The sequence below is a fragment of the Rhodanobacter sp. UC4448_H15 genome, assembly GCF_052978265.1.
This window is the reverse complement of sequence record NZ_CM129665.1, coordinates 1,906,423-1,921,512: the sequence shown is the minus strand read 5'-3', so window position 1 is coordinate 1,921,512 and position 15,090 is coordinate 1,906,423. Positions and strand designations below refer to the sequence as shown.

Genomic DNA, 15,090 nt, shown 5'->3' with positions numbered 1-15,090 from the left:
GGCACGGGTTTCCGTCACAGCGTCCACGAACCGATGTCGGCATCGTTGCCCTCGCCGCCGGGTGCACCGTCGGCCCCCAAACCGTAGACATCCACCTCCCCGTGCAGGCCCGGGTTCAGGTACTGGTAGGGATGGCCCCAGGGGTCTTTCGGCAGGCGCCCGACGTACCCCTCGGGCTTCCAGTTCGACGGGATCGGCCCGGAGTCAGGCCGGGACACCAGCGCCTGCAGTCCCTGTTCGGTGGTCGGGTAGCGCCGGTTGTCCAGACGGTAGAGCTGCAGGGCCTGCATCAGGCTGGCGATGTCCTGCCGCGATGCGGTCACGCGCGCCTCGTCCGGCCGGCTCATCACCTTCGGCACGACCAGCGCAGCGAGGATGCCGAGGATCACCACGACCACCATCAGTTCAAGCAGGGTGAAACCGCGTTGGGACGAAACACGTGTCGGCATGGTGGCGCCACCTCGGATGTGCAGAGAGCTTGCGGCTCGGATGTCCGGCCGCACTGCGCGTGCGCACGGCGGCAAGGCAAGACGGCTCCAGCACAGGCGCGACGCGTTCGGCGGGCACATCGGCCCGAAGATGCGCTGAAGTCTCCGTTGTGATGCAAGCAGCGGCCCGCAGGTTCCGCATGACGCGCATGCGCATCGTCGGTGCGGCAGGCAAACCCGTTCGCCGATCGCAATGCCTCTTTCGTCGTCCCGTGCGTCGACGGGAACCTTCTTCGTGCCGCTGCGTCGGTTGGTGAGCGGGGACTGGTTCCCCGGCGTCGACGCGATGCAATGCGGGTACCGCGCAGCGATGGACCTGCGCGGATTCGTCGATACGCAGAGACAGTTTCATGGTGCCGGCCGATGCGGGCGGCATGGGTTGCTGCGGCCGCTGGAAACCGCTGCGCGGAGTGTTTTTGTCCTGACTGGGTGCATCCAATGAAGAGGGAATGCAGATGAGCAGATTCATGCACAAGAAATGGTTGCCGACGGCGCTGCCTGTCGCACTTGTCGTCGGCCTCACCGGATGCGGCGGCTCCAGTCCCCACGGCCAGGCGGCCACGCCGCCTCCGGTCCCGGCCCCGACCGTGGTGTCCACCACCCCGGCCAATGCCGCGACGGGCGTGCTGAACACGGCGGAAGTCAGCGCCACGTTCGACCAGGCGATCGACCCGGCAACGCTGAAGAACGCCACCTTCAACGTGAACTGCCCGGCCGGCGCGGCTGCCTTCGGGTCCGTCACCTACGATGCGGCGACGAGGAAAGCCACGTTCGTGCGCATCACCGAATCGCCGACCAACCCGCCGCAGTCGGAGGTGGCCGAACCCATGGCGGCGAACGTCACCTGCACCGCGACCATCACGACCGGCGTCAAGGGCACCAACGGCGCCGCGTTGGCGACGAATTACGTGTGGACATTCTCGACCGTGACCGACACGGCGTTCCTGGACCAGGGCAAGCAGATCTTCCGCTTCGACACGTTCGGCGACGAGACGACGTGGACCGACACACTGCACATGAACGACGTCATCGCTGCAGCCGTCGATCCGAAGACGGCGTTGGCCGTCGGCCTGAAAGTGGACGCGGAGGCGCTTCCTCCGTCCGTCGTGGCAGGCATCCAGGACGGCAGCATCAGCCTGACCAGTCCCGACACCACGCTTGCGCTGATCAGCCTCGATGCGGTGGTGGGCATCAAGGGCACCGTGGAAACCGTCAACGGCAAGAGCACGCTGACCCGCGTCGGAATCACCTGTGCGTTGTGCCATTCCACGGTCGACAACTCGTTTGCGCCGGGTATCGGCAAGCGCCTGGATGGCTGGCCCAATCGCGACCTCAATCCCGGGCTGATCATCTCGCTGTCGCCGGCGCTGACCCAGGCGCAAAAGGCCGTCTACAGTTCGTGGGGGCCGGGCATGTACGACCCCCGCTACAACATCGATGGCATCAACGGTCCGCAGGTGATCTCGCCGGCCTTCGGCCTGCAGGGCATCCACAAGATCATCGCGACCGGCGATGGCGACGATCTGGCTTACTGGAACCGGTATGTCGCCGTCACGCAGATGGGCGGGCACGGCAACTTCACCGATGCGCGCGTCGGCACGGGCATCAACATCACCAACGGCACCGACGACCTGGTCACCGCCAAGCTGCCCGCGCTGCAGGCATATCAGCTGTCGATCGCGGCGCCACCCGCACCGGCCGGCAGCTTCGACGCCGCGGCCGCAGCGCGCGGCAAGGTCCTTTTCGAGGGCAAGGCAGGATGCATCACCTGCCACAGCGGCCCCGAGTTCACCGACGCCAACGAACGCCTGCACCCGGCAAGCGACGTGGCAAGCGAACCCGAGGCCCCCGGAGTGCCGAGCTACGCATCGCGCACGGCGACCAAGCAGTACCGCACGGCACCGCTGAAGGGTGTCTGGCAGCATCCACCGTACTTCCACAACGGCTCGGCGGCCACGCTCGACGACGTCGTGGCGAAATACAACGCGAAGCAGGCGCTTGGCCTGAGCAGCGCGGAGGTAGCCGATGTCGCGCAGTACGTGAAGTCGCTGTAGCTCGTGCGGGAGCGCCCGACCGGACGAATGCGACACGATCCGCAGGGCGCGACCCGGCAGTTCAAGCCGGCTCCGCGGCGCGGTTTGGCCAGATACCCGAGGACATCCCCCGACGCCGCCGGGGGATGCCCGCTTCAGGCAATCCCGATCGCCATTCGGGCAAGGCAAGCCGGCGGTGACCCGTCGGCGCCCTGCGCCGGCGTGATGCCGATGGCGGATCGCACCGGCATCTGGCGACCAAGCAGCGGCAACCGGGCCACGGAGGAGCTAATCGCCCTCGCCGGAAGCTGGTTCCGCCGAGAGCCACGCCATCACGACGGCGGTCATGCACGCGCAGCGCACGCCGAGAAACGGAAAACTGTCGGCCAGCATGTTGCCGAGCGTGGTGCCCAGCGACTTGCGCAGCAGCCGGCGCGCGCGGTGCAGCCGGGTCTTCACGGTCTGCGGCTTGATGGCCAGTCGAGCAGCGGTTTCCTCGACGCTGCACGCTTCGATCTCGCGCAACCTGAAGACGGTGCGATAGGGCTCGGGCAGCTCGTCGATCGCATCCCGCAGCAGGAGACGGATCTCTGCGCGGGCAGCGAACGATACCGGGTCGCCACCATGGCGCCCAAGCCCGGATCGGCTGACCCAGAAAGGATCCGGCGACGACATGTCGACGTGCTCAAGCCCGACCGTCGCGCGCCGCCTGCGCAAGCGGCTGCGCGCCTCGTTGAGCAGGATGCTGATCAGCCAGGTTCGCAGGGGCGCATCGCCGCGGAACGTGTCGAATTTGTCATAGGCCCTGGCGAAAGCTTCCTGCACGATGTCCTCGGCTTCGGTCTCCTCCTCGAGCACGCCGCGCGCGATCCGGTACAAGTGCGGGCCGAAGCGCTGCATGATGTACCGGAACGCTTCATGGTCACCATGCGTCACAAGCAGGACCAGCGCGGCGTCGTTCAGCGCGGCGTAGTCGATCCGCGTGACATCCGCGGACGAAGATGAGGACCCTTGCATGGCTATTTGGATGCAGATGCGGCTTGCGGGTTCCGGCATCGACCGGCGGCCGGCATCGGCGCTCACGAACGCGGGCCGCTGCCTGCCCGGCACGATCCGGCTACGGGCGTGCCCGACGCTCCGGGCCGCCGGGCCGGGCAGCACATGCGCCGGCATGGCCCGGGGTACGGCCCGGTGTACGCGCGCCTGCGGCACTCGCGCGACAGCGGCAGTGCGCCGCATGGACAAGCGCCATCGCCATTGCGGACAATCACGGAGATGACCGCCACGCCCGCCGCCGCGCCCCTGCTCGAAGCACGGGGCTTGAGTTTTCGTCGCCAGGACGAACCGGTGTTCGCACCGCTGGATTTCCGGTTGCACGCGGGCGAGCTGGCCCTGATCGAGGGCGACAACGGCAGCGGCAAGACCACCTTGCTGCGCATGCTGGCCGGCCTGCTGCATGTCGGCGAAGGGGAACTGCGCTGGCGCGGCGCGCCGCTGCAGCGCGACGCCACCGCCGGCGACATCCTGTTTCTCGGCCACCAGTTGGGATTGAAGGCGGACTTCAGCCCGCGCGAGAACCTGCGCGTGGCGGCCAGCCTGCATGGCTGCCGCGAGGGCGCCAACGCTGCCTCCGTGCTGGCCCGGATCGGCCTGCGCGGCTACGAGGACGAGCCGGTGCGGCGCTTGTCCGCCGGCCAGAAGAAGCGCGCCGCGCTGGCGCGCCTGCTGCTGCTGCCGGCCACGCTGTGGCTGCTCGACGAGCCCTACGCCAACCTCGACCGCATCGGCATCGCGCTGGTCAACGAGTTGCTGGAAGGCCACACCGACGCCGGTGGCGCGGCGATGGTCACCAGCCACGGCACCGTGAGTTTCCACGGCGGCGAACCGCGACGGATTCGCATGCATGATTGAGGCCGGGAACCCCATGCGTGAACTCGCTCCCCTGCGACCGAAGGAAATCCCTTTGGGACAAGCAGAGGGAGGAGCACGACGATGAACCGGCCGGGCCTCGGCACCGCCTGCGCCGCGATGCTGCGGCGCGATCTCGCGCTCGCCTGGCGTCGCCGCGGCGACATCGCCATGCCGGTGCTGTACGCGGTGATCGTGGCCACGCTGTTTCCGTTCGCGCTGGGCCCGGAAGACACCCTGCTGCAGCGGATTGCCGGCGGCGTGGTGCTGGTCACCGTGTTGCTGGCGATGCTGCTGGCGCTGGATGCGATGTTCGCCAGCGACATCGAGGACGGTTCGCTGGAACAACTGGTGCTGTCCCCGCAGCCGCTGGCGCTGCTGCTGGGCATGAAGATCCTCGCCCACTGGCTGGCTACCGCGCTGCCGCTGATCGTGATCGCGCCGCTGCTGGCGGCGATGCTGCACCTGCCCGGCGCGGTGATTCCGGTACTGCTGCTGGCGCTGCTGCTGGCCACGCCGCTGCTCAGCCTGCTCGGTGCCGTGCTGGTGGCGCTGACGGCCGGCACGCGGCGCTCTGGTATGCTGCTCGCCTTGATGCTGCTGCCTTTGTGCGTGCCGGCCGTGATCTTCGCCGCCGGCGCGGTGGCTGCCGCCCAACAGGGGCTGCCGTGGCTGGCACCGATCGCCTGGCTGGCTGCCGCCCTGGTGCTCGCCGTGGTGCTGGCGCCGCTGGCCTGCGCGGCCGCCCTTCGCATTGCCCTGGACGCATGATGTCTGACTGGATTCCGCTCTGGTTGCACAAGCTCGGCTCGCCGCCGACGTTCTACCGCTTCGCCGGCGCGCTGCAGCCGTGGGCGATGGCGCTGGCGCTGCTGCTGGGCGCGGTCGCGCTGTACGGCGGCCTGGTGCTGGCGCCCGCCGACTACCAGCAGGGCGACGCCTACCGGATCATCTTCATCCACGTGCCCAGTGCGTGGATGAGCATGTTCATCTACGCGGTGATGGGCGTGGCCTCGTTCGTCGCGCTGGTGTGGCGGATCAAGCTGGCCGAGGTGGTGGCGATGCAATCGGCGCCGATCGGCGCGGCGTTCACCTTCATCACCCTGGTCACCGGCTCGTTGTGGGGCAAGCCGATGTGGGGCACCTGGTGGACCTGGGACGCGCGGCTGACCTCCGAGCTGGTGCTGCTGTTCCTGTATCTCGGCGTCATCGGCCTGTACCACGCGTTCGAGGATCGCCGCCAGGGCGCGCGCGCCGCCGGCTTCCTGGCCATCATCGGCGTCATCAACGTGCCGATCGTGCACTTCTCGGTGAACTGGTGGAACACCTTGCACCAGGGCAGCACGGTCAACGTGTTCGGCCAGTCGAAGATGGCGTGGGACATGCTGTGGCCGCTGCTGACGATGACCCTGGCGACCAAGTTCTACTACGCCGGCAGCCTGTTCCGCCGTGCGCGCACCGACCTGCTGGACATGGAAGGCGGCAAGGACTGGGTACGCAAGATTGCCGAAGAGGAGGCCGACCGATGAGCGCGCTGCAGCAATTTTTCGCCGCGGGCGGCGAGGCCGCCGCCTTCTTCAGGATGGGCGGCTACGCCGCCTACGTGTGGCCAGCCTACGCGGTGTTCTTCATCGTGCTGGTTGCGGACAGCCTCGCGCCGGGACTGCGCCGCCACCGCGTGCTGCGGGAACTTCGCGCGCGACTGGCCCGTCAGAGTGCCCGTCAGCAACGTCATTCACCTCCTTCCACGCCGTCCGCCTGACCGGCACAGACCTGCCATGCCCATGAACCCCACCCGCAAGCGCCGCCTCATCATCGTCTTGCTGATCCTCGCCGCGGCCACGCTAGCCACCGTGCTGGTGGTGGTGGCGCTGCAGAACAACATGAACTACCTGCTCACGCCGAGCCAGGTGCAGTCCGGCCAGGCCAGCGGCTACAAGACCTTTCGCCTCGGCGGCATGGTCAAGGCCGGCTCGATCCAGCGCTCCAGCGATTCGCTCAAGGTCACCTTCACCGTGGTCGACGCCGGCGGCGCGATGCCGGTGGAGTACACCGGCATCCTCCCGGACCTGTTCCGCGACAACCAGTCGGTGATTGCCACCGGCCACATGGCCGGCGCCCGCTTCGTCGCCACCGAAGTGCTGGCCAAGCACGACGAAACCTACATGCCCAAGGAACTGAAGGACGCGATGGCCAAGGCGCATGCCGAGAAGCCGGGAATAGGGAATCGAGAATAGGGAATCGGAAAAGCCGTGCACACCATTCCCTGCTGTCAATTGCTGCACCGAAACGCGCCGAAACTGCGTGGTGCCTCGCTTTCACCTATTCCCCACTCCCTATTCCCTATTCCCGGCTCAAACCCATGACCCCCGAACTCGGCCAACTTGCACTGATTCTCGCCCTGCTGCTCGCCCTGGCGCAGGGGGTGCTGCCGCTGATCGGAGCGTGGCGCGGCAATCGCGCGCTGATGGCGGTGGCACGGCCCGCGGCGGCGGGCCAGGCGGTGTTCGTGGCGTTCGCCTTCGGCATCCTGGTTTGGGCGTTCCTGCATTTCGATTTCTCGGTGCAGTACGTAGCCGACAACTCCAACCTGGAGCTGCCGTGGTACTACCGCATCGCCGCGGTGTGGGGCGCGCACGAGGGTTCGCTGCTGTTGTGGATCTTCATCCTCAACGTGTGGACGGTGGCGCTGGCCGCGTTCAGTTACAAGCTGCCCGAAGTGTTCGCCTCGCGCGTGCTCGCGGTGATGGGATTGATCGCGGTGGGCTTTCTCGCCTTCATCGTGTTTACCTCCGACCCGTTCGGCCGGCTGCTGCCGATGCCCGGCGACGGCGCGGATCTCAACCCGGTGCTGCAGGACCCCGGCATGGCCTTCCACCCGCCGGTGCTCTACACCGGCTACGTCGGCTTCTCCGTGGCCTTCGCGTTTGCCATCGCCGGCCTGCTCGGCGGCGAGCTGGAACAGGCGTGGGTGCGCTGGGCGCGACCGTGGACCAACGTGGCCTGGGCCTTCCTCACCCTGGGCATCGTCGCCGGCAGCTGGTGGGCGTATGCGGAGCTGGGCTGGGGCGGCTGGTGGTTCTGGGACCCGGTGGAAAACGCCAGCTTCATGCCGTGGCTGGTCGGCGCGGCATTGATCCATGCGCAGGCGGTGACCGAGAAGCGCGGCTCGCTGCGCGCGTGGACGATCCTGCTCTCGATCTTCGCGTTCTCGCTGTCCCTGCTGGGCACCTTCCTGGTGCGCTCGGGCGTGCTGACCTCGGTGCACGCGTTCGCCTCCGATCCGCGCCGCGGCGTGTTCATCCTGATCTTCCTCACCATCGTGGTCGGCGGCTCGCTGTTGCTGTACGCGTTGCGGGCGCCCAAGGTGGCCGGCGGCAAGGCGTTCCAGCTGCTGTCGCGCGAAACCGTGCTGTTGATCGGCAATCTGATGTTCGCGGTGGCTGCGGCGATGGTGTTGCTGGGCACGCTGTTCCCGCTGATCGGCGACGCGCTGAACCTGGGCCGGATCTCGGTCGGCCCGCCGTATTTCGGCTTCCTGTTCCCCCTGCTGATGTTGCCGGTCGTGCTGCTGATGCCGTTCGGGCCGTTCCTGCGCTGGGGCAAGGGCGAATCGCCGCTGCTGAAGCAGATCCTGCTGCGCGTCGGCGTTGCCGCGGCGGCCTGCGCGATCGTGGCGGCGTTCTTCGTCGACGGCAAGCTCAAGGCGATCGTCGGCGTCGCGGCGCTGGTGTGGCTGGGCGTGGGCGTGCTGCTGTATGCCTACAAGCGCTGGCGCGACGTGCCGCGCGGCCGCCGTTATCCGGGCGAGATGGCCGGCATGCTGCTGGCGCATCTTGGCGTGGGGGTGTTCGTCGCCGGCGTGCTGCTGACCGAATCGCTCAGCGTGACCCGCGACGTGCGCATGGCGCCGGGCGAAACGCAGCACATCAGCGGTTACGATTTCCGCTTCGATGGCGTGCACCGCACCACCGGCCCGAACTGGAAAGCCGACCAGGGCGTGATCACGGTGACCCGCGACGACAAGCAGATTGCGGTCATGCACCCGCAGAAGCGCACCTACCCGCGCGGTCAGGTGCAGACTGAGTCGGCGGTCGACGCCGGCGTGTTCCGCGACCTGTACGTGGCGCTGGGCGAGCCGATGGACGCCGGCAACATCGAAGGCGCGTGGGCGCTGCGCCTCTACTACAAGCCATTCGTGCGCTGGATCTGGGGTGGCGGCTTGCTGATGATGCTGGGTGGTTTCGTCTGCGCCGCAGACAAGCGATTCCGTCTCAAGCGCACGGCTGATGCCACCGCTTCGCTGGACCTGCAGCCACAGGAAACCCGCGCATGAATCGCCTGCTGCCGTTCATCGGTTTCATGCTGCTGGTGGGCCTGTTCGGGTTCGGCATCTGGTGGAACACGCGCCACGATCCGAACGCGATCCCCACGCCGCTGCTGAACAAGCCCGCGCCCGCGTTCAACCTGCCCAAGCTGTACGAGCCGACGCAGACGGTGAGCAAGGCCGACCTGCTCGGCCAGCCCTACCTACTCAACGTGTTCGCCAGCTGGTGCATCGAGTGCGGCGTGGAACACCCCGTGCTGACCGCCGCAGCGCCGAGCCTTGGGGTGAAGCTGGTCGGCTACAACTACAAGGATGCGCCGGCCGACGCCAAGGCCTGGCTGGCGGCGCACGGCAGCCCATACGCGTTGCTGATCGCCGACGAGTCCGGCCAGACCGCGATCGACTTCGGCGTCTACGGCGCGCCGGAAAGCTTCCTGGTCGACGCGAAGGGCGTGATCCGCTTCAAGCACATCGGGCCGATCACCCCGGACGTGCTGGCGACCAAGGTCAAGCCGGCGATCGCCGCGATGCTGAAGGAGACGCCGTGAAACCGGGCATCGGGAATCGGGCATCGCCAGCCCGCGGGTTGCTGTTCGCGTTCTTCATCGCGCTGCTGACGTGCGCGGGCATCGCCCACGCGCAGGCGATCGAGCCGATGCCGTTCACGGATCACGCGCAGGAGCTGCGTTTCCAGCATCTCACCCACCAGCTGCGTTGCCCGATGTGCCAGAACGAGACGCTGGCCGATTCCAATGCGCCGATCGCCCGCGACCTGCGCAACCAGATCTTCAAGCTGATGCAACAAGGCAAGAGCGACGACGAGATCAAGCAGTACCTGGTCGCGCGCTATTCGAATTACATCCTGTACGACCCGCCGCTGAAGCCGGGCACCGTGCTGCTCTGGTTCGGGCCGCTGGCGATTCTGCTGGCCGGCGCCGGCGTGGTGCTGGTGGCGATCCGCAAACGCAGGCGCGAAGGCGTTGACACAAAGACCGTCGGCGACAGCGCCGACAACGGGGAAGATTGGTGAAAATCGCCTTTATCGTGGTGGCCGCGCTGATGGTCGCGCTGGCGCTGGCTGCCCTGCTGGTGCCCCTGGTGCGCGAGGGACGCCGCTCCGGCCGCGCTCGCAGCGTGTTCGTGCTCAGCCTGTCCATCGCCCTGCTGCTGCCGCTGGGTGCCGGCGTGCTCTACCTCAAGGTCGGCACGCCGGCGGCACTCAACGGGGTCTCTGCGCAGGCGCAGACGCCGATCAGCCTGCCGCAGGCGATCGCCCAGCTGCGCGAGCACCTGGCGCAGCAGCCCGACGATCAGCAAGGCTGGATGCTGCTGGCACAGACCAGCGCGATGATGCGCCAGCCAGGCGACGCGCGCGATGCGTGGGACCACGTGCTGAAGCTCGATGCCAACAACGCCGAGGCGATGGTGGGCTGGGCCGAAAGCGATTCGATGCTGCGCGCCGACCACCAGATCGAAGGCCGCGCCCGCGAGCTGCTGCAGCGTGCGGTGAAGCAGCACCCGGACAACCAGCGCGGGCTGTGGCTGCTCGGCATCAGCGACTTCCAGCGCGGCGACTACCGCAACGCTGCCGCCACCTGGCGCCTGCTGCAACCGCAGCTCGAACCCGGCTCCAGCGTGGCGAAGTCCGTCGCCGAACAGATCGCCATCGCCGACGCCCGCGCCGGCGGCGCACCGGCCGGTGCCTCCGGCAGCGCCGCAGCGGCTGTGCCGGCAGGTGCTTCGTTGCGGGTCACCGTCACCCTGGCGCCGTCGCTGCAGGGCAAGCTGGCCAAGGGCGACGTGCTCTATGTCTACGCGCGCGCGCCGGATGGCCCGCCGATGCCGCTGGCGGTGGCCCGGATCGAGCCGGTCAAGCTGCCCGCCACGGTCACTCTCAACGACGCCATGGCGATGACGCCCGCGTTCAAGCTGTCGTCGGTGGCACGGGTTTTCGTCGGCGCGCGGATCAGCCACGACGGCCAGCCCACCGCCGCGCCCGGCGACCTCGAAGGCGATGCCGGCGTGGTCGACGTCGCGCGCAAGACGCCGGTCGCCATCACGATCGACAAGGTGCACTGACCATGGGCGACGCGCGCCGCTATCTGAGCCTGCCCTCGCCTTTTCCGATGAAGCGCGGCGGCGAACTGCACGGCGCGCACGTCGCCTACGAAACCTGGGGCACGCTGAATGCAGCGCGCGACAACGCAGTGCTGGTGCTCACCGGGTTGTCGCCCAGTGCACACATGACCTCGTGCGATGAAGACCCGTCGCCCGGCTGGTGGCAGGACATGGCCGGCCCCGGCAAGGCGATCGACACGGATCGCTGGTTCGCGATCTGCGTGAACTCGCTGGGCAGCGACAAGGGCTCCACCTGTCCGGCGTCGCTCGACCCTGCCACGGGCGAGCCCTATCGGCTGAGCTTTCCCGAGCTGGCGCTGGAAGACGTGGCCAATGCCGCGCACGCCGTGGTCGCCAGCCTCGGCATCACGCAGCTGGCCTGCCTGATCGGCTGCTCGATGGGCGGCATGAGCGCGCTGGCCTACATGCTGTTGCACCCGGGCAGCGTGCGCGCGCACATCAGCGTGGATACCGCACCGCAGGCGCAGCCGTTCGCCATCGCGATCCGCTCCCTGCAGCGCGAGGCCATCCGCCTCGACCGGCACTGGAACGAAGGCGCCTATGACGACGCCAACTACCCCGACATCGGCATGAGCATCGCGCGCAAGCTGGGCGTGATCACCTACCGCTCCGCGATGGAATGGAACGGCCGCTTCGCGCGCATCCGGCTCGATCCGGAGCAGCGCGAGGACGAACCGTTCGGCCGCGAGTTCCAGGTGGAGTCCTATCTCGAAGGCCACGCCAGGCGTTTCGTGCGTACCTTCGATCCGAACTGCTACCTGTACCTGTCGCGCGCCAGCGACTGGTTCGACATCGCCGAGTACGGCCACGGCAGCGTGCAGGAAGGCCTCAAGCGCATCTGCATCGAACAGGCCATGGTGATCGGCGTGAGCACCGACATCCTGTTTCCGCTGCAGCAGCAGGAGCAGATCGCCGAAGGCCTGCAGGCCGCCGGCGCCAGGGTGGAATTCGTGGCGCTGGATTCGCCCCAGGGCCACGATGCCTTCCTGGTCGACATCGAGCACTACAGCCCCGCCATCGGCGGATTCCTGAACCGCCTGGCGGCCGCGCCATCGCCGCGCTGGTAGACTCTGGCCGCCACTCGCCCATCCGAGACCGCCATGCTCACCCTGGATTTCCCCGGCAGCCGCACCCTGATCGACGCGATCGACGCCGCCGTGGCCAAACCCACCACCCACGAACTCACCGACAGCCTGCGCCAGAGCCTGTGCCGGCTGATCCGCGAGCAGGCAGTGCGCCTGCCCGAATGCGTGTTCGAGGCCAACCCGGAGCACTACGCGCGCCGCGAGCTGTACCGCAGCGAAGACCACGGCTACTGCGTGGTGGCGATGACCTGGGGGCCGGGCCAGGGCACGCCGATCCACGACCACGATGGCATGTGGTGCGTCGAGGGCGTCTGGAACGGCGCGCTGGAGATCGTGCAGTACGAACTGCTGGAACACGATGCGCAACGCTACTGCTTCCAGGCAGTCGGCTCGATCCAGGCCGGCACCGGCTCCGCCGGCAGCCTGATCCCGCCGCACGAATACCACAGCATCCGCAACCCCAGCGACGACGCCGTCACCGTGAGCCTGCACGTCTACTCCGGCCCGATGGTTCGCTGCTCGGTATTCCAGCCACTGCCCGAAGACCGCTGGTACGGCCGCGACGTGCGCCAGTTGGGTCTCGACCGCGTGCACTGAACCCGGCATAATTCCCCGCTCACGCATGCCGGTGTGGCGGAATGGTAGACGCGGCGGACTCAAAATCCGCTTGTGGTGACACAGTGGAGGTTCGAGTCCTCTCACCGGTACCAATTGAGGGTTTCAGGCAACATCACCGAGACCCACGAAACACCCGAAGCCCGCATAACAGCGGGCTTTTTCATGCCTGAAGGGTTTTCAATCGGTCTCATTAGGATCGCAGGGAATCCAACGGTATCTGACGGTACTTTTGGCGGTATTTGTGTGAATGAGATCGTCGCGCCGACTAGTCGCTGACGAGGCCCAAATTGCCCCGCAGTGACCCGGAGCGGTCCAACTACCTCGTGCTGTCCCTTGCCGCGCGCAACGGCGACGCCCACCAGAAAGACTTCGGCTTGCTCTACGCCCATCCGCAGGCCGAGCGGCCACGCCTGGCGCCGCTCTACGACATGGTGACCACTGCCGCCACGACGACATCAACCCGCGTACCGGCGCCCTGTACGCCGACCGCACGCTGGCGCTGAAACTCGCCAGGAGCAAACACTATCCCAGCCGCGAAACCCTGCTCGACTTCGGCAAGACCCTGTGCCACGTGCGATCGCCCGAGCGCGTGATCGAGCGCATCAGCCAGGTCATGAGCGACACGCTGGCGGAACACCGCCACCGCGTCGAACCGGAGTTCTTCCAGCGCCTCAAGAGCGAATGGGATGGCGGACGCGCGGCAATTGCGCCAGCCACGGTGCATGGCGAGCGGTGAAGGCTTCCTGCCCAGAACGATAGGAACTTGTGCGGCAGATCGAGTCAGTATTTGAACTGTGTACTTGCATCCCGACCGCAGAGCCGCGGAAGCCGCTGGGAGCAGTCCCCGCCCGTCGATCCGATCGTGTTGATGGCCTTTGCAATGTAGCGGGCGCGAAGCGCGCACGGGCAACCGTCATCCCCCGTGTGGATCGACGTGGATCATTCCAAGCAGGGCGCGTGCCCTGGTCATTCCCACATAGTGCGATGACCGCAAGGGGGACTTCATGCTCGGAGCACACATGTCGACCAGCCATACAACTGAACTTTCCAACCCCTTGAAGCTCTCGATCTGCGCGAAACCGATAGCGCCATTGCCAGCACCTCGGGGAGAGTAGGCATCCAGTACCGCAACGTGCACCCCCGCATGTTCCGGCATCAATGCCGCGCAAGACTGCGAATAGGTCTCTGGCGACAGAATAACGATATCTGAGGGGCTTAAGCCTTCGTCATTGATCAGTTTCAGCAACTCGTTGTGCAACGCGACGGCGGCATCCTCCCTGCCGGCAACCGTTATCTCACGCACCGGAGGGCCATTCCCAACAGCAGACGCACCTACATCTGCGTCGAGCGCCTTCTGCACCCGCGCCAGGATGGGCAACGAGTTGCGACAGTTGGTTTTCAATGGAATGCAGACAGCGCCAAGAGCCGCAAGATACTCGTAGGCATCCGGCTGATATTCGCCGCACAGCCCGGATTGATTATTTGCATCGTGGAAGAAGCTCCAACGACCGCCATCAAGCCCGCCACGCAGAACACTGTCCAGGCGCTCCAAAGCATCCATATTCAGCACGTCCTGGCCTTCATCAACGATCAGGGCATCAAACACTTCTATACCGGCGCGCCTCGCGGTGACGGGAGCGGAGTTTGCCAGTGACACCGTAACCCCGGGTGTAGCGGCATTCTCAAGATAGGTCTTGAGCCACGGGGAGTGGCAGGTCAGAGCAACCTTCATACCAGCAGCGCTCCAACGCTTGGCAAGTTCCAGCGCCAGCATCGTCTTTCCTGTCCCGGCTCCCCCCGAACAAATGACGCGATCGTTGGCTTCGACGACGTCAATGTATCGAAGCTGATCCTCGGTCAGCTGAGCAATGCGCACTTCGGTCGCATGCGCCGATGCATGCAATGGCATCACCGCCTCGAACTCAGGGCGCATGAACTGCTGCAGCCTGCGCAATTGCTCTGGGCTCGCCTTCGAGTCGTTCCTGTCCTTGCTGCGCCAATGGGAAATCAATTTCTTCAGCCAATGCTCAAACTCGCGAAAGTTCCTGGCATCTGCGAGAACCGCCCTATCCCATTCGGCACTTTCGGGCAGACCTCCCACATCCGGCATGATTACCGCATACCCAAAGACGAAGGCGGATGCTAGCTCGGCTGGCAGTTTCTTCCGCAAACCATGGAGTGCGCCTTCGACCTGCCGGAATGGTGATTCCGCAAGGCGGTCAATGTTCCCATGGCGATTCTGTGTCTCCCAGACACCATCGTGGCAGGATACGCGGCCACCTTTGACTTCCAATACGAACACGCCACCTGGCCCGCAAACAACGAAGTCGATTTCACCAAAGCGCTTGTATTCATGTTGCGGCAGATTGAGCGAATGCATGGCGAACCAGCCATGCTGATCTGCTCCAGAAAAGCATGCACGTAACTGGTCGAAAACTTGCAGCTCCGCCCGGCTTCGAGTATCCAGCGGCTGACTTGGGATCATTCTCATG

Annotated in this window: 17 protein-coding genes and 1 tRNA gene; 15 read left to right on the top strand and 3 right to left on the bottom strand. The window is 66.5% G+C overall.

Translation table 11 applies throughout. The annotated features are described in order from the left end of the window. Window positions 1-14: 14 nt before the first annotated feature. A complete protein-coding gene (gspG, locus tag ACVCMI_RS08525) occupies window positions 15-449 on the bottom strand; it encodes a type II secretion system major pseudopilin GspG (protein ID WP_447099138.1) in 435 nt (144 codons plus the stop codon). A gap of 494 nt (window positions 450-943) precedes the next feature. Between gspG and ACVCMI_RS08520 the strand changes: the two genes are divergently transcribed. Then, window positions 944-2,542 (top strand): Ig-like domain-containing protein, encoded by a 1,599-nt coding sequence (locus ACVCMI_RS08520; RefSeq protein WP_447099139.1) that lies wholly within the window; start codon window positions 944-946, stop codon window positions 2,540-2,542. A gap of 267 nt (window positions 2,543-2,809) precedes the next feature. On the opposite strand, the gene ACVCMI_RS08515 is transcribed toward ACVCMI_RS08520, so the two are convergent. Next, window positions 2,810-3,760, bottom strand: coding sequence for an RNA polymerase sigma factor (locus ACVCMI_RS08515; RefSeq protein ID WP_447099140.1), 951 nt, complete (start codon window positions 3,758-3,760; stop codon window positions 2,810-2,812). A gap of 36 nt (window positions 3,761-3,796) precedes the next feature. On the opposite strand from ACVCMI_RS08515, the gene ccmA reads away from it, so the two are divergent. The 14 genes from ccmA to ACVCMI_RS08445 all read left to right on the top strand — a co-directional run bounded on the left by ccmA (window position 3,797) and on the right by ACVCMI_RS08445 (window position 13,334). After that, window positions 3,797-4,432: a cytochrome c biogenesis heme-transporting ATPase CcmA gene (gene ccmA, locus ACVCMI_RS08510; RefSeq protein ID WP_447099141.1), complete on the top strand. Its 636-nt coding sequence runs from the start codon at window positions 3,797-3,799 to the stop codon at window positions 4,430-4,432. An 81-nt stretch (window positions 4,433-4,513) separates the two neighbouring features. Next, window positions 4,514-5,200, top strand: a complete 687-nt coding sequence (gene ccmB, locus ACVCMI_RS08505) for a heme exporter protein CcmB (protein WP_447099142.1) — start codon at window positions 4,514-4,516, stop codon at window positions 5,198-5,200. After that, window positions 5,200-5,958: a heme ABC transporter permease gene (locus ACVCMI_RS08500; RefSeq protein ID WP_447099143.1), complete on the top strand. Its 759-nt coding sequence runs from the start codon at window positions 5,200-5,202 to the stop codon at window positions 5,956-5,958. Before ccmB ends, ACVCMI_RS08500 begins: the two co-directional genes overlap by 1 nt. Next, window positions 5,955-6,191 (top strand): heme exporter protein CcmD, encoded by a 237-nt coding sequence (gene ccmD, locus ACVCMI_RS08495; protein ID WP_395117890.1) that lies wholly within the window; start codon window positions 5,955-5,957, stop codon window positions 6,189-6,191. Before ACVCMI_RS08500 ends, ccmD begins: the two co-directional genes overlap by 4 nt. 22 nt (window positions 6,192-6,213) lie before the next feature. After that, window positions 6,214-6,666: a cytochrome c maturation protein CcmE gene (gene ccmE / locus ACVCMI_RS08490; RefSeq protein ID WP_447099466.1), complete on the top strand. Its 453-nt coding sequence runs from the start codon at window positions 6,214-6,216 to the stop codon at window positions 6,664-6,666. A 125-nt stretch (window positions 6,667-6,791) separates the two neighbouring features. Continuing rightward, window positions 6,792-8,765, top strand: coding sequence for a heme lyase CcmF/NrfE family subunit (locus tag ACVCMI_RS08485; protein ID WP_447099144.1), 1,974 nt, complete (start codon window positions 6,792-6,794; stop codon window positions 8,763-8,765). After that, on the top strand, window positions 8,762-9,304 hold the full coding sequence (locus ACVCMI_RS08480; protein WP_447099145.1) for a DsbE family thiol:disulfide interchange protein: 543 nt from the start codon (window positions 8,762-8,764) through the stop codon (window positions 9,302-9,304). Before ACVCMI_RS08485 ends, ACVCMI_RS08480 begins: the two co-directional genes overlap by 4 nt. A gap of 56 nt (window positions 9,305-9,360) precedes the next feature. Continuing rightward, a complete protein-coding gene (locus ACVCMI_RS08475; RefSeq protein WP_395121372.1) occupies window positions 9,361-9,786 on the top strand; it encodes a cytochrome c-type biogenesis protein in 426 nt (141 codons plus the stop codon). Further along, a complete protein-coding gene (locus ACVCMI_RS08470) occupies window positions 9,783-10,835 on the top strand; it encodes a tetratricopeptide repeat protein (RefSeq protein WP_447099146.1) in 1,053 nt (350 codons plus the stop codon). Before ACVCMI_RS08475 ends, ACVCMI_RS08470 begins: the two co-directional genes overlap by 4 nt. Window positions 10,836-10,837: 2 nt before the next feature. Further along, a complete protein-coding gene (gene metX, locus ACVCMI_RS08465) occupies window positions 10,838-11,962 on the top strand; it encodes a homoserine O-acetyltransferase MetX (RefSeq protein ID WP_447099147.1) in 1,125 nt (374 codons plus the stop codon). A gap of 33 nt (window positions 11,963-11,995) precedes the next feature. Continuing rightward, on the top strand, window positions 11,996-12,577 hold the full coding sequence (locus ACVCMI_RS08460) for a cysteine dioxygenase family protein (RefSeq protein ID WP_395117880.1): 582 nt from the start codon (window positions 11,996-11,998) through the stop codon (window positions 12,575-12,577). A 27-nt stretch (window positions 12,578-12,604) separates the two neighbouring features. Then, window positions 12,605-12,690, top strand: a tRNA-Leu gene (locus tag ACVCMI_RS08455). A gap of 195 nt (window positions 12,691-12,885) precedes the next feature. Next, window positions 12,886-13,101, top strand: coding sequence for a HipA domain-containing protein (locus ACVCMI_RS08450; RefSeq protein ID WP_447099148.1), 216 nt, complete (start codon window positions 12,886-12,888; stop codon window positions 13,099-13,101). Between the two features lie 68 nt (window positions 13,102-13,169). Then, a complete protein-coding gene (locus ACVCMI_RS08445; protein ID WP_447099149.1) occupies window positions 13,170-13,334 on the top strand; it encodes a hypothetical protein in 165 nt (54 codons plus the stop codon). Between the two features lie 177 nt (window positions 13,335-13,511). On the opposite strand, the gene ACVCMI_RS08440 is transcribed toward ACVCMI_RS08445, so the two are convergent. Further along, the gene (locus tag ACVCMI_RS08440; protein WP_447099150.1) at window positions 13,512-15,089 is read right to left on the bottom strand and encodes an NERD domain-containing protein; all 1,578 of its coding nucleotides are present in this window, start codon (window positions 15,087-15,089) and stop codon (window positions 13,512-13,514) included. Window position 15,090 lies beyond the last annotated feature (1 nt).

Excerpts from the sequence above, each read along its gene's own strand:
- ccmB (WP_447099142.1), top strand. The coding sequence starts at position 4,514 with ATGAACCGGCCGGGCCTCGGCACCGCCTGCGCCGCGATGCTGCGGCGC.
- ACVCMI_RS08480 (WP_447099145.1), top strand. The coding sequence starts at position 8,762 with ATGAATCGCCTGCTGCCGTTCATCGGTTTCATGCTGCTGGTGGGCCTG.
- ACVCMI_RS08520 (WP_447099139.1), top strand. The coding sequence starts at position 944 with ATGAGCAGATTCATGCACAAGAAATGGTTGCCGACGGCGCTGCCTGTC.
- ccmE (WP_447099466.1), top strand. The coding sequence starts at position 6,214 with ATGAACCCCACCCGCAAGCGCCGCCTCATCATCGTCTTGCTGATCCTC.
- ACVCMI_RS08485 (WP_447099144.1), top strand. The coding sequence starts at position 6,792 with ATGACCCCCGAACTCGGCCAACTTGCACTGATTCTCGCCCTGCTGCTC.
- ccmD (WP_395117890.1), top strand. The coding sequence starts at position 5,955 with ATGAGCGCGCTGCAGCAATTTTTCGCCGCGGGCGGCGAGGCCGCCGCC.
- gspG (WP_447099138.1), bottom strand. The coding sequence starts at position 449 with ATGCCGACACGTGTTTCGTCCCAACGCGGTTTCACCCTGCTTGAACTG.
- ACVCMI_RS08460 (WP_395117880.1), top strand. The coding sequence starts at position 11,996 with ATGCTCACCCTGGATTTCCCCGGCAGCCGCACCCTGATCGACGCGATC.
- ccmA (WP_447099141.1), top strand. The coding sequence starts at position 3,797 with ATGACCGCCACGCCCGCCGCCGCGCCCCTGCTCGAAGCACGGGGCTTG.
- ACVCMI_RS08440 (WP_447099150.1), bottom strand. The coding sequence starts at position 15,089 with ATGAGAATGATCCCAAGTCAGCCGCTGGATACTCGAAGCCGGGCGGAG.
- ACVCMI_RS08515 (WP_447099140.1), bottom strand. The coding sequence starts at position 3,760 with ATGCGGCGCACTGCCGCTGTCGCGCGAGTGCCGCAGGCGCGCGTACAC.
- ACVCMI_RS08500 (WP_447099143.1), top strand. The coding sequence starts at position 5,200 with ATGTCTGACTGGATTCCGCTCTGGTTGCACAAGCTCGGCTCGCCGCCG.
- metX (WP_447099147.1), top strand. The coding sequence starts at position 10,838 with ATGGGCGACGCGCGCCGCTATCTGAGCCTGCCCTCGCCTTTTCCGATG.